The organism is Nitrospira sp. (assembly GCA_029194675.1).
Lineage (GTDB): Bacteria > Nitrospirota > Nitrospiria > Nitrospirales > Nitrospiraceae > Nitrospira_D.
Genome location: JARFXP010000006.1, coordinates 96,089 through 108,564, shown reverse-complemented (window position 1 = coordinate 108,564; position 12,476 = coordinate 96,089). Strand labels below are relative to the sequence as shown.

Genomic DNA, 12,476 nt, shown 5'->3' with positions numbered 1-12,476 from the left:
TCCTCCCTCGGTGAGTTTCCTCGACCGATTCTTCGTCTATCATCCGGAACCCTGGCAAGATCGAGATTGGGCAAGGCTGAGCGGTGTGCCGCTCGAAGATGTGTGGTTTCATGCTTCCGACGGCGTCTCTTTGTTCGGTTGGTATGCCGAGGCAGCGGCTGATCGTCCGGTCATTCTGTGGTGCCATGGCAATGCCGGCAATATTATCAACCGCCTCGACAACCTCAAGCTTCTGTACCAGATGGGACTGTCGATTTTCCTGTTCGACTATCGTGGATATGGGAAGAGCCAGAGTATCCGACCCAGCGAGAAAGGGCTGTACCAAGATGCGTACGGGGCTTACGACTACCTGGTACGAACCAGAAAGGTTCGCTCGGAACGAATCGTCCTGTTCGGGCGATCACTCGGAGCGTCCGTGGCGGGCGAACTCGCGGTACAACGACCAGCCTCAGGGCTGATACTTGAATCGTCGTTTCCTTCCATCGAGGCAGTCGCCAAATTCCATTACGGTGGCTTTCCAGCCCATTGGTTCCTGGGGGCTGAGTTTCGGCTGATCGATCGTCTGCCGAATCTGTCACTACCGAAGCTCATTATCCATGGAGACAAGGACGACATCATCCCCGTTGAACTGGGTCGTCAAGTCTTCGACGCAGCCAAACCGCCCAAGGAATGGTATGTGATCCAAGACGCCGGCCATAATGACACCTACGTAGTGGGCAGCGGGGCGTACTTTCGCCGGATCGGAGAGTTTATTCGAAAAGCGGCCGCTGGATACTGAGATCCACGCCCCATTCCCGGACAGCCGGTTCAGTTACCGCTTCGCTTCTGGTGGTGGCCAGTTCATTTCGGTGTGCCGCCCGCAGTAGTAGCAGAGGAGGCGGTACCTGGCTTTGCGGCGAGGATTGGGCAAGGAGATGAAGGTAATGGGAGTATCGTCGTAAGGGCACGTGGGCTGTTCGTGGAGAAGATGTGATTCCGCCATCAGGGTGATGGAGGCCACATCCCACGAGGGCTGGTGTTCCTCCTTGCCGGTGATTTTCTCGGCGGCGTGACAACGTTCGCAAGTGGCTTCATAAGACTTGATCCGGGCGCTATGTGGAGTATGATCGGCCACGGCCATCGGTCCGCCGCAGCCAGGCTTTGCACAAGTGAGATGTTCATGCTGGAGAGCCTGAACAAACCGTCGATGAGCTTCGCGCTCCTGTTCTGATTTCATCGCCCCCCTCCATTGTCCTAAACTCTCTTTTCTCCAAAGAACGGCATCCAGGTTGGTTCCCCTGCGCACATTGAGCGAGCACAGTGTGTCCTCACCCGTCTCCCCGTCTATGGGGGGTGGATTAGTTTTGAACTGCGTGCATTGACCGAGCGTCGCCCCTGTTCTGAAATATGATCCACGTCTTGGCGCGCGGTCAGCGAGGACCAAAACTAATCCAGCCCCCTCACTCTTTATATTCCCCAGCCACCGCTGATTTGAATATTCGCTCCGTTCACGTACCGCGCGTCGTCGCTCAGCAGGTAACGAACAGCTGCAACAGTATCGTCGACCGCTCCAATGTAGCCGGCGGGAATGCGTTTGGTCATGGCGGCGAGTTCTTGCGGTGCCGCGCTCCCTGAATCGATGAAACCGGGCGAAATAGCATTCACGGTGATGCCGTATGGAGCCAAGAGCTTGGCCAACGTGCGTGTCAGGATGAGCACTCCGGCTTTGGCGATATAGTGGGCGGTCACGTCGGGCTGCGCTGCCATCTGATCCGCATTGGCCATACTGAAGCTGATGATACGGCCGGCCTTGCGGGCCTTCATGGCCGGAGCGACAGCTTGAGCAAGATAGAAAATGGGATGCAAGTTGCCGTCGAACATATCGTTCCATCCCTCGATGGTTTCGTCGAACAGGTTCCTTCGATGATAGGGGCCGGCGCCGTTGATCAAGACATCGATTCGGCCCCATTCTTTTTCAACCTGCGTGACCATGCGCTTGGCTGCCATTGGGTCAGAAACATCGCATCGAAGTGCCAGCGCTTGTCCTCCTTGCTGGGTGATATCCTGCGCCGTGGTCTTGGCCTCGGCTTCGCTGGTTCTATAGCAGAAGGCAATGTTCCACTGCCGCGACGCCAGGTCGAGCGCAATCCCTCGTCCGATGCCTTTCGCTCCTCCGGTGATCAGTGCGACGCGCTGACTCATGCGGCTCCCTGGTTGATCGATGAGTGGGTCATTATGCTCTCGACCGCAATCGTTTGGCGAGTGTTTCCAGCACACCTGTGGTACGGGCTGAAAAGGACCGCTCGTTTTTTGTTTTGTTGGTCTCGGCGGCGCAGGCTTCAATGAGGGCTTCAAGGTCGGCCAGGGTATCGACGTCTCGCCATGGAGAAATCAAGGAAACCTTGAGCCCGATCTCCGCTGCTTTCTTCTGTGTGAGTCTCAGTACCTGATCGGTTGACCAAGGAATGTCGACGAAGAGTTCCGGTGCCATCCGCTTGAGGCCGATCAGATAATAGCCTCCATCAAAAGCCGGACCGAGCACAAGATCGTGGTTCTCCAGCGAAGTGAGAGCCTGTTTAACATGATCGAGCGGAAGGGTCGGCACATCCGTCCCCATGAGCATGACCTGTCGGTATCCTTGCGCGAACAGTGTCTTAAATGCCTGGTTCATGCGCGCGCCGAGGTTGTCGCCGATTTGGTCGAGCAGCTTCACACTCTGCCGCTCTTCCATGATCTTGAAGAAGACATGGGTTGCCGACGGTGCACAGGCGAGATAGCGATCGAGCGGCAGTTTCAGTTTCGAGGCCGCCACCTTTATTCGCTCCAAAGTATCGATCACGAAACTGCCGTGGAGCGTGGCCGCTTCGTCGGGAGTCAGCGGCGGACAGAGACGCGTCTTCACCTGACCTGGGATCGGTGCTTTGGCGAAGATCACCAATGCAGTGTTGAAGGCTGAGTGCTCGCCTCGCTGAGCGGGCGAAGCGGGCTGAGTGCTGGGTTTTGGGTCGCCCATTTCCTATCGTACTGCCGTGTAGAAATCCTTGAGGCGATGGGGACTCACCCCGATCCAATACAAAAATCGCAGAGTCCACATCAAGAGGATCGTCCTCCAGGGGCCCTGCTGTTCCCAGCGGCGGAACGATGTGATGACCTTTTGATGAAGTGCCATCATCAGTCCAGTACGCTTCAGTCTCCGACTGAATTCAATGTCTTCCATCAGTGGGATATCAGCGAAACCTCCGAGCTGTTCAAAGATCTGGCGGCGTACGAACAGGGCCTGATCGCCCGTGGCAATGCCGCTCAATCGAGAACGCCAGTTCATGAATGTGCTGATCATGGTTCCCAAGGCCGAACGAGAGTCGAAGGTGACATCGAAGCGGCCTCCCACCACCGTCGGGCTGGTGAGCGCCGCCTCGATCATCAGCGTTGCTCCGGCCGGCAATAGCGTGTCGGCATGCAAGAAGAGCAGAATGTCACCTCGACCGGTCTTCGCCCCCTCGTTCATTTGGCGTGCCCGCCCTGCCGGAGCGGTGACGATACGAACGTTTGATACTTCCGCGCAAAAGACTTCGGCAATCGAGATCGTCTGATCGGTGCTCCCTCCATCAACAATGATGGCTTCGAGGATTTCAGACACCGGTAGGGATGAAAGTGTTTGCCCAATGGTCCTCTCTTCATTCAGAGTCGGAATGATGACGGAGATCGTCACCATGGAGGTCACGGCGTGGGCTTCTTGGGCTCGACGAACATGAAATACATGACGATGATGATGGTGACCCAGAAGAGGACCTGCTTGTGCCAAAAGAGCACTTCTCCGTATTGAACGAGGCCCAAGGCCAGGGCGATCGCAATGGCCATGGTTCCATAGCGGAGAGTCGGAGTTTCGATGGCGGCATTGGCCCAGATCGCAAGGCCACCGAAATAGACGAGAAACGGCATGACATTGATTTCGAAGCCGCCGCTGATGGACAGAAACACATTGAGAAAACCGATAAACATCAGCGCGGATCCGACCATCAAGCCGATGACGTGTATGTGATGCTCGTTCCCACCTCCCTGCTCTCCCGCTTTGGTCGGACGCGACGGGTGCGGAGGCTCGTCTTGAGGACGTGGCGGATCGGACGGAGCCATGGCTAGACTTTAAAATGCTTACTGAGTGTCAAGGTTTGTTGTTGATAGGATGATCCCAACAGGGTTCCGTAGAGCTGTTTCGGAATCCCCATCATCTTGTCATAGACGACCTTGAAAAAGGTCTGACCATCATGGATCAAGAATGGCACGTCATGCGGGCGAACTTCCAGCACAACCTGTGTACCTTTGATCTCTCCCTTCGATCCATAGCCGAAGCCAGGATCGAAAAAACCGGCATAGTGAGTCCGTAGCTCTCCGCAGGCTGCTTCGTACGCCACCATTTCGGCGGCATAGCCGGCCGGCACACGGATGCGCTCCTTCGAGGCAAGGATATAAAACTCTTCCGGCTCCAATAACAAGCTATCGTGGCGATGGCGATGGAGCGGTTCCCAAAAATCAGTCGCAGCATAATGGCCGACTTTCTCGAGATCAATGACATGGCTATTTTTCTTTGCGCGGTAACCGATGACACGAGCGTCTCCTTGATCCGTTCCGGCGAGATCAATGCGGAGGAATAGGCCGCGCTCAACACGAAAGTCTCGGCTGCTTACGGCCTTATGGGATGCCGTATTGTGATACAGCAATGGCGCGTCTCGATGCAGCACCCGAAGCGTCCGGTCCGGCACCGTGGCCTCGCCGCACACAAACCGGATCTGGTTCAGCGACTGCCCCGTGCGGACTTTGACGGCAAACGAGCGTGGGACGACCTCTAGGAAGAGCCGGCCTCGATAGCCGGCACGGATTTCATCGAAGCCGGAGGTGAGATCTGTCACGACGCGGGTGAAGACATCCAGACGGCCTGTCGTGCTCTTTGGGTTCGCGCGTGCGCGGACCGTCTTCGGGAGGGCCAGTTGTTCCAGCAACGGAACGAGATACACATGGCCCTTCTCCAGAATCGCCCCGTCGGTCAGATCCATCTCGTACATCACGAGATCCGACTGGTAAAAATCCAGCACGTTCAGTCTTGAGGAGATGGCCGACAGTTCCGGCAAAAAGCTGCTGATCAGTCGATAGGCTTTGAGGCCTAGACGGAGATCGAGACTGGCCGGCTGGATCTGCCGGTCTTCGACTGTCGGCGAAGCGCTGATGGCTCGGGCTGCGATCAAGCGCTTGATGTCCTGATAGGGGAGAATGCCGGCTCGGGGCGAATGAGTGGTCACAGGTCGTCCACATCTCCGCCGCAGCTGTTACCCCAGGCGGCGTAGCCGTCGCGATCGGGGTAGCTGTCACCGCAAGCCGCATAGGCTGCTTCTGAACCATCGAGCGAGGAGCGTACACCGATCATCGGAAGCTCCCGCCGACTATCGGACTTTGGCTGGGGATAGTGGAAGGTCTTATCCTCATAATTCCGGAGAATCGCCCCATCCTCATCCAGATGGACCACGTAGTTGTCGGGCAGCAACGGGATCTTACCGCCGCCGCCCGGCGCATCGATCACGAAGTGGGGCACGGCCATTCCGCTCGTGTGGCCTTGGAGCGCCTGAATGATGTTCAGGCCCGTTTCGACGGTCGTCCGGAAATGATTCGTTCCCTTGGTCAAGTCAGCCTGATAGAGGTAATAGGGCTTCACCCGCGCAAGGAGCAGTTGATGGACGAGGCGCTTCATGATTTCCGGATCATCATTCACGCCTTTGAGGAGAACCGTTTGGGCGCCGAGTGGAATGCCGGCATCCGCGAGTCGGCCGCAAGCGGCTTTCACTTCTGGCGTCAGCTCGTCCGGGTGATTGAAATGCAGGTTCATGTAAACGGGATGGTACTTTTTCACCATGTCACAGAGTTGGGATGTGATGCGTTGCGGCAAGGTTCCCGGAACCCTCGATCCGATGCGGATGATCTCCAAGTGAGGAATCGTGCGAAGACCCCTGAGCACACGTTCGAGGAGATGGTCAGGAAGCAGCAACGGGTCGCCTCCAGAGAGGATCACATCGCGCACCTCTTTGTGCTCGCGGATATATTCGATCGCGCGGTCCAGCTCGCCCTTCTTGAGAAATCCGGGCTTCCCGACCAGACGCTTTCTGGTGCAAAACCGACAATAGATCGGACATTGGTTCGTGACCATCAGCAGCACCCGATCTGGGTAGCGGTGCACGAGGTGCGGCACCGGGCTCATGAGGTCTTCTTCTAAAGGATCGTCGTCGGCCGCGATATCGTCCAACTCCGCCGCGTCGGGCACCACCTGCTTCCAGATCGGGTCATCCTTCGATTTGATCGTCTCGAGTACGGTCGGGGTAATCCGCAGGGGATAAGGGCCGACGATCGCTTCGACCTCTTTTTCATCGAGGCCGAACCGTTCGGCCAAGTCCTTGGGCTTCACGATGCTCTTTGCCAGGACTTGTCTCCAGTCTTCCATGAATCGTCCTTCGGTTGGTCAATTAATTCGGCAAGATGGGTGTTCGTCGTCTTTGTCTAACGCATCGGGCGTGGCGCGGGCTTGCGACTGAAACTCGGTTGCCACCTCGGCCCCCGCACGGTCGGCACCATATCGCTCGTTCAGATAGGCCAGAATGTCGTCGGTCTCCGTCAGAACGAGATCGCCGTCCTTGAGGACCGGCACATAGTATTGGCCGGATACCTCGTAGACCTGCGTGCGCATTCGCCTGCTGTCGGGCACGACGACCGCTTCGTACGTCAGTCCCAAATCAGTCAGTTTTTGGCGGACCTCCTGACAGTCAGGGCACCAGTCGACATGGAAAAGAGTCACAGCCACAATCGTATTAGGCTACCAGGAAAAGGCAGAAAGTGAAACGTCCAATTTTATGGTTGATCGTGAGGGCGCGCATCAGGCTGGTCGGAGGGCACAAGGAACCATAATGGCGTCCATCATCCCGTGAAGAATCTTCTTATCAGCCGGGCAGACGGTCGCCAGAATGCCTGCGAGCTCTATCTGACCCGCGGAAACAAAATAGTAGGGAGAGAGGCGTACGCGGCCTGACATGCGTGCCATGGTCTGTTGGTCGTTCTCCACAAAGTCCATTTCAAATAACCGCCCCTTATGGAACTCTTGCAAGATATAGGGTGTGGTCGGGAAAGATGCGAGCGCTTTCCGGAGCGCCTGGACCCATTCGACTTGGGGCATGTCATGTCCGATTGAAACGCCCCGACTTCCCCACGCGAGTGTGGAAAATCCGGAAGGCTTGACGACGAAATGGCGCTCCTTTTGCGTGGCTGTCTCGAGATCGGCCCAATTTGAAACCGCACGCCCCCCGATCCGTAGGCCGGGGATCGTCGCGATTGCAGGAATCGGTGCTGGGTCGAGCAACCAGGTCTTGGGCATGATGGTGCTTAAATGAAGCATGCAGTCGGTCCCCAGTTCCTTTTCCCAGAATGGACGAAGCATAGGATGGTGGAGCAGCGCGAAAGCAGATTTTTCTTCCAGTGCTGGCTTGTAAGGCGGCGTCACGGAAACCCAGCCTTTCTTCGCGGTATATTGAACGAGCTCGGTCTTGGGAATGTTCAACAGGTCGAACAGTTCATAAAAGCGATAGACCATGCTGATGGCTTGTTCGCTGCCGTCCACATGCAGCCGAAGCCCTTCCTCTGTAAATCGAACCTCATGCGGCTCGACACACCATACAGGCAGCTTCTCTTCGCGGAGTTCAGCGGCCAACCAGGACATTTCCGGCCGATAGTCCTTGGATTCATCCGAGACCAGGATCGCAATGCATCCTTCACGCGGGCCTCGCAAAGATTGCAGCATGCGGGCAAATCCGCGTACCATCCCGTCTCGTCCCCCGATGAGCTGTGAATCACCGCCGTCAAGGTCGTGGTAGATGTACGAGAGGCAGGCGGTCAGCCCGATGCCGCCTGGAACCGAATCCAGCTCGGTGATGACCATGCCGTCCTGTGTGGGAATCACATCGGGCCTGATGACGGCGGGCAGGGCATCGCGAAACCGTTTCATTCGGCTGTACTGCACCAAGACTTCCGGCTTACCTTGATCAAGGTATCGTGCAACCCAGGTTGGTTGGATGCCTTTGACGCTCTCGTTGTAGAGCCGGTTCAGCACTCGATAGAACGAGAGCAGTTGTGGCCCCAACTCGGTGAAGAACCGCAGTTGATCAGAGGACAGGTAAAACGGGCAGGGGCTGATTCGCCACGAGGTCGTCGCCCCCAAGCCTGAAGACGGCTGCTGAAGAGATGCGGCGGCTGGAACTCTAAACAGATTGGCGTGGCGCAATCGCGTGCGGATGGCGGTGCAGCGATCGCGTGCGGCCTCTGGAGAAAAGGTCTGGCAGGAGTCTTCGGTCTGGGACAACGGAGAAACCATATAGTTATGTTCCGGCCTGACGGACATGCGGCATCAAATGGTGCAAAGAGACTTCATGCTAGCACGCACATCAGAGACCGACAAGAGGTCGACGGACTGTCCGAGGGGAGCAGGATATATGGAGCAATGTGACAGGTCGCGAGTTGATTAGAAGCGAACCTTCCTTGCTACCGTCCCGCATGCATCGTATGATTGCATCTCGATGGATCTCATGACGGTAGATTCCAAACAGGCAATAAGGGTTCTGCCTCAGCTGGTTCCGAATGCAGCCTGTTTTCGTTGTGATGTCTGTTGTCGTTTTCCGGAAGCCGACAGCTTTCTTCGCCCATACTTTACGCATCTGGAAATCAGCGATGCCGTGGCACAAGGAGTTCCCGAGTCGTTTTTTCCCAACAAGTCCGGCTCGCAGGTCGATCTTGTCGAGAATCCAATCGGCGAAGGGTATCTCTGTCCTGCGTTTGATTCGAAGTCAGGCCTTTGTGGAATTTACGACGTTCGTCCATTGGATTGTCGGCTGTACCCGTTGGCGTTGATGTGGGACGCGTCGGGTCGAGTAGTCCAGCTTGGTTGGGATTCCAAGTGCCCATTCGTCCGCGACTCGCCCTCAAGTGCAATTCGCGAGTATGGGGACCGTGTCGCCACCTTCCTTGCGGATGAGGCGATCGTGGAAGCGATTGCGGCACATCCTCGCCTCATCGGTCGTTTTCAGGAGGATGTGGTCGTTCTCAAGGCGCTCCCGCACCTGACGGTTCGCCTTGGTCCTAAGCCGGTGGATCCTCAGCTCCGTCCGCTGAGGTTGCAGGACGCAGCCGGTTTCGCAAAGGCGCTCGAGCGTGCGCAAGTGATCGGTCATGACACGCCGGCCGCATTTGCGTTTCCCTACCACTATATATGGACATCGTTGCTTCCCTACTGGTGGATGGAGTCTGATCACACGTTGTTTCTTTTTGCCGAGTCTCCGGACGGATGGTTCATGCCGCTTCCACCGCTCGGAGCCGGACCGCTGGATCAGGCGGTGGAGGAAGCATTCGCGCTGATGCGGTCGTGGAACGGGCCGTCGCCGGTGAGTCGCATCGAAAACGTGATGGAGTCCCAAAGACGACTGTTGGAGAGCGACAGGATCCAATTCCGTCGGAAAGAAGGAGACTATCTCTACCCCGTCGCTGCTCTGGTTGCCTTGGCAGGAGACCGCTACAAATCCCAACGGGCGCTCTGCAATCGTGTGGCCCGAGAACGGGCGATCACGAGCGAACCGTATCGCGCTGAGCATCAAGCCGGCTGCGCGCTTCTGTATCGACGGTGGGCCGAGCAGAAACGGCGGAGCAACCTCGATCAGATGGGGAAGCTGCTTCTGGAGGATGCAGAAATGGCCCATGCCCTCGTCTTTCAAGAGCATGAACGGATCGGCTTGTCGGGTACGATCGTGAGAGTCAACGGTGACATCGCCGCCTATACCTTCGGCTACCGGTTGACTCCCCTGACCTGGTGCATCCTGTTGGAGGTCGCGGATCGTTCCATCCCCGGTCTGGCTCAGTGGGTCTTCCGCGACACCTGTCGAACTGCCATGGCGCAAGGGGCGGCCTCTGTCAATGTCATGGATCATGCAGGTCTTCCGGGACTCCGTGCTGCCAAGTCGGCCTACCATCCAACCGCACTCCTCGATACCTGGACAATCACAAGGACGACCACATGATCCAACCGGAAGAGCGAACCGCATCAACAGCTCGGCGGTATGAGTGGTTGATGTTCGTGATGGTCTTACTCACGCTGTTCACCCTGGGTGTGGGAACATTCCTGCTCGGCCATGTTGAGCGGAGCATCGTGGCGGCTGTCTGGCTCCCGCTGTTGGTGCTCTTATTATGGTCGACGATTCGATTGCGTGCTGAATATCGGCAGGCTCAACAGGAAAGTGCTTGGGCTCGCGCTGCCGAGGCGGCCTTATTGCAAAGTCAGGAACGCAATCGAGCGATTGTCGATACGGCGCTTGATGGAGTCATCACCATCGACGCCGCCGGAATCGTGACCGAATGGAATGCCCAAGCTACCGCTATCTTCGGGTGGACCCGAGAAGAGGCGATGGGGAAATTGCTCTCGGACACCATCATCCCTGAGCGGGATCGGGAGGCGCACACTCAAGGGATCAGGGAGTATCTTAGGACCGGAGTCGGCCCTGTGCTGAATCGTCGGATCGAGATCGCTGCGCGACATAAGGAAGGCCACGAATTTCCGGTCGAGCTCGCTGTCTCGCCGGCGCGTATCGGTGAAGCCTATATCTTCAGCGCGTTTGTGCGCGACATTACGGATCGTCGTCGGGCTGAACGACGGCTCGCATCCCAATATGCGGTAACGCGAGTCCTCTCCGAGGCCCTGACGCTGGAAGAAGCGGTGCCGAGGATCACTCAGGCAGTCGGCGAAAGTCTTGAGTGGGACTTAGGTTTATTTTGGCGATTGGATAAACAATCGGGAACATTGCGGTGTCTCCATCATTGGCAAGCAGAGACCGTCTGCGCTGAGGAATTCATTGCGGCGAAGCAGATTCAGAGCTTCAAGCTAGGGGTTGGGCTGCCGGGTCGAATTTGGGAGAGCGGGCGACCGATGTGGATCAGAGATGTGACATGCGATCCCGTGTTTGTTTTAGCGGATGTGGCTGCTAAGGCCGGACTTCATGGCGCGTTCGGGTTTCCGATCCGTATCGCCGGTGAGGTCGAGGGCGTCATCGAGTTTTTCAGCGATCAGGTCCGTGAGCCGGATAGCGAGTTACTCAGTATGATCACCGATGTCGGCCTAAAGATCGGGCAATTCGGCGAACGCACGAGAGCCGAGGAGGCGTTGCGCCTGACGGAGGCGCAACTGCGCCAAGCGCAGAAGATGGAGGCCGTGGGGCGGCTCGCTGGTGGTGTCGCCCATGATTTTAACAATCTGCTGACGGTGATTCGAGGATACAGCGAGCTGATCCTGAGTCGCTTGGGGTCGGCAGATCCTGCGCGACGCGAGATGGCAGAAGTCAAAAAAGCCGCCGATCGTGCTGCCGGCTTGACCAGCCAACTGCTGGCATTCAGCCGCCGGCAATTTGTGGCGGCCAAGATTGTGGATCTGAACGCGCTCGTCATGAACATGGACGGGATGCTGCGGCGGCTGTTGGGGGAGGACATCATTGAACTCTGTGCCGACCTGGAGCCGCGGTTAGGATCGATCAAGGCCGATCCGGGGCAGATTGAGCAAGTGATCATGAATCTGGCCGTGAATGCTCGAGATGCCATGCCTACCGGAGGCAAGCTGACGATCGAAACCCGGAATGTCACGATCGGAAAGGGCCCTCGGCGTGAAACGATGACGCTCGATGTGGGAACCTACGTGCTCCTGGTGATCAGGGATACCGGGCACGGGATGAGCGAAGAAACCCAATCGCATTTATTCGAGCCGTTTTTTACCACGAAGGAAAAAGGGAAGGGGACGGGCCTTGGGTTGTCCACTGTATACGGTATCGTCAAGCAGAGTGGTGGGACAATCGGGATCGAGAGCAAGCCGGGACAGGGAACCATCTGTAAGATCTTTTTCCCGAAGGTGGATCAAGCCACAGAGGCAACTCCCATCGTCAGCGGACCAGTGGGCGGAGCGATCGGGCGAGAAACGATACTCGTGGTTGAGGACGACCCTTCGGTGCGCGGACTTGTGCAAGAAGCTCTTCGCCTCAGCGGGTACGAAGTGTTGGTGGCGCGTCATGGCATCGAAGCGCTCCTGACCGGCGCGAAGCACCTGGGCCCGATCCATTTGTTGCTGACAGACGTCGCGATGCCGCAGATGAGCGGGCCGGAGGTCGCAGAAAAACTGACGGTTGTTCGGCCCGAGATCAAGATTCTGTACATGTCCGGTTACCCCGATCATCCGGTGTTCGAACAGGGTGGGGTCAAACGGGACACGGACTTCCTCCAGAAGCCTTTCACGCCTATTGTATTGACCCAAAAAGTTCGTGAAGTGTTGGATGGAAAGAAGGTGGCGTAGCGGACAGCTCAGACGCCCCCTTGCTTGATCTTCGCATTTTATTCCGTTTATTGTGGCAAAGACTTGAGATCTGCTGAGGTCAGGCGGATCGATCTCA

The 12,476-nt window shown here is 57.0% G+C and carries 12 protein-coding genes; 3 read left to right on the top strand and 9 right to left on the bottom strand.

The genetic code is table 11. The annotated features are described in order from the left end of the window. Window positions 1-10 precede the first annotated feature (10 nt). Window positions 11-778, top strand: a complete 768-nt coding sequence (locus tag P0120_22370; GenBank protein MDF0677055.1) for an alpha/beta hydrolase — start codon at window positions 11-13, stop codon at window positions 776-778. Between the two features lie 33 nt (window positions 779-811). Here P0120_22370 and P0120_22365 read toward each other — a convergent pair whose 3' ends face one another. The 9 genes from P0120_22365 to P0120_22325 form a co-directional block, all read right to left on the bottom strand. After that, a complete protein-coding gene (locus P0120_22365) occupies window positions 812-1,216 on the bottom strand; it encodes a hypothetical protein (protein ID MDF0677054.1) in 405 nt (134 codons plus the stop codon). A gap of 230 nt (window positions 1,217-1,446) precedes the next feature. Continuing rightward, the gene (locus tag P0120_22360) at window positions 1,447-2,181 is read right to left on the bottom strand and encodes an SDR family oxidoreductase (GenBank protein ID MDF0677053.1); all 735 of its coding nucleotides are present in this window, start codon (window positions 2,179-2,181) and stop codon (window positions 1,447-1,449) included. A gap of 31 nt (window positions 2,182-2,212) precedes the next feature. Next, window positions 2,213-2,992, bottom strand: coding sequence for a TIGR04282 family arsenosugar biosynthesis glycosyltransferase (locus P0120_22355; protein MDF0677052.1), 780 nt, complete (start codon window positions 2,990-2,992; stop codon window positions 2,213-2,215). Window positions 2,993-2,995: 3 nt separating this feature from the next. Further along, window positions 2,996-3,691 (bottom strand): TIGR04283 family arsenosugar biosynthesis glycosyltransferase, encoded by a 696-nt coding sequence (locus tag P0120_22350; protein ID MDF0677051.1) that lies wholly within the window; start codon window positions 3,689-3,691, stop codon window positions 2,996-2,998. A gap of 5 nt (window positions 3,692-3,696) precedes the next feature. Further along, complete coding sequence (locus P0120_22345; protein MDF0677050.1) at window positions 3,697-4,110, bottom strand: hypothetical protein; 414 nt, start codon at window positions 4,108-4,110, stop codon at window positions 3,697-3,699. 2 nt (window positions 4,111-4,112) lie between these two features. Next, the gene (locus tag P0120_22340; protein MDF0677049.1) at window positions 4,113-5,270 is read right to left on the bottom strand and encodes a 2'-deoxycytidine 5'-triphosphate deaminase; all 1,158 of its coding nucleotides are present in this window, start codon (window positions 5,268-5,270) and stop codon (window positions 4,113-4,115) included. Beyond that, on the bottom strand, window positions 5,267-6,460 hold the full coding sequence (locus tag P0120_22335; protein MDF0677048.1) for a KamA family radical SAM protein: 1,194 nt from the start codon (window positions 6,458-6,460) through the stop codon (window positions 5,267-5,269). Before P0120_22335 ends, P0120_22340 begins: the two co-directional genes overlap by 4 nt. A gap of 18 nt (window positions 6,461-6,478) precedes the next feature. Further along, the gene (locus tag P0120_22330; protein ID MDF0677047.1) at window positions 6,479-6,811 is read right to left on the bottom strand and encodes a glutathione S-transferase N-terminal domain-containing protein; all 333 of its coding nucleotides are present in this window, start codon (window positions 6,809-6,811) and stop codon (window positions 6,479-6,481) included. A gap of 78 nt (window positions 6,812-6,889) precedes the next feature. Next, on the bottom strand, window positions 6,890-8,404 hold the full coding sequence (locus tag P0120_22325; GenBank protein MDF0677046.1) for a hypothetical protein: 1,515 nt from the start codon (window positions 8,402-8,404) through the stop codon (window positions 6,890-6,892). A gap of 184 nt (window positions 8,405-8,588) precedes the next feature. Between P0120_22325 and P0120_22320 the strand changes: the two genes are divergently transcribed. Together P0120_22320 and P0120_22315 are read left to right on the top strand one after the other, a co-directional pair. Further along, window positions 8,589-10,070 carry a phosphatidylglycerol lysyltransferase domain-containing protein gene (locus P0120_22320; GenBank protein ID MDF0677045.1) on the top strand — a complete coding sequence of 494 codons (1,482 nt, stop codon included), beginning with the start codon at window positions 8,589-8,591 and terminating at the stop codon, window positions 10,068-10,070. Next, window positions 10,067-12,379, top strand: a complete 2,313-nt coding sequence (locus tag P0120_22315; protein ID MDF0677044.1) for a PAS domain S-box protein — start codon at window positions 10,067-10,069, stop codon at window positions 12,377-12,379. The genes P0120_22320 and P0120_22315 overlap by 4 nt, the downstream gene beginning before the upstream one ends. Window positions 12,380-12,476 lie beyond the last annotated feature (97 nt).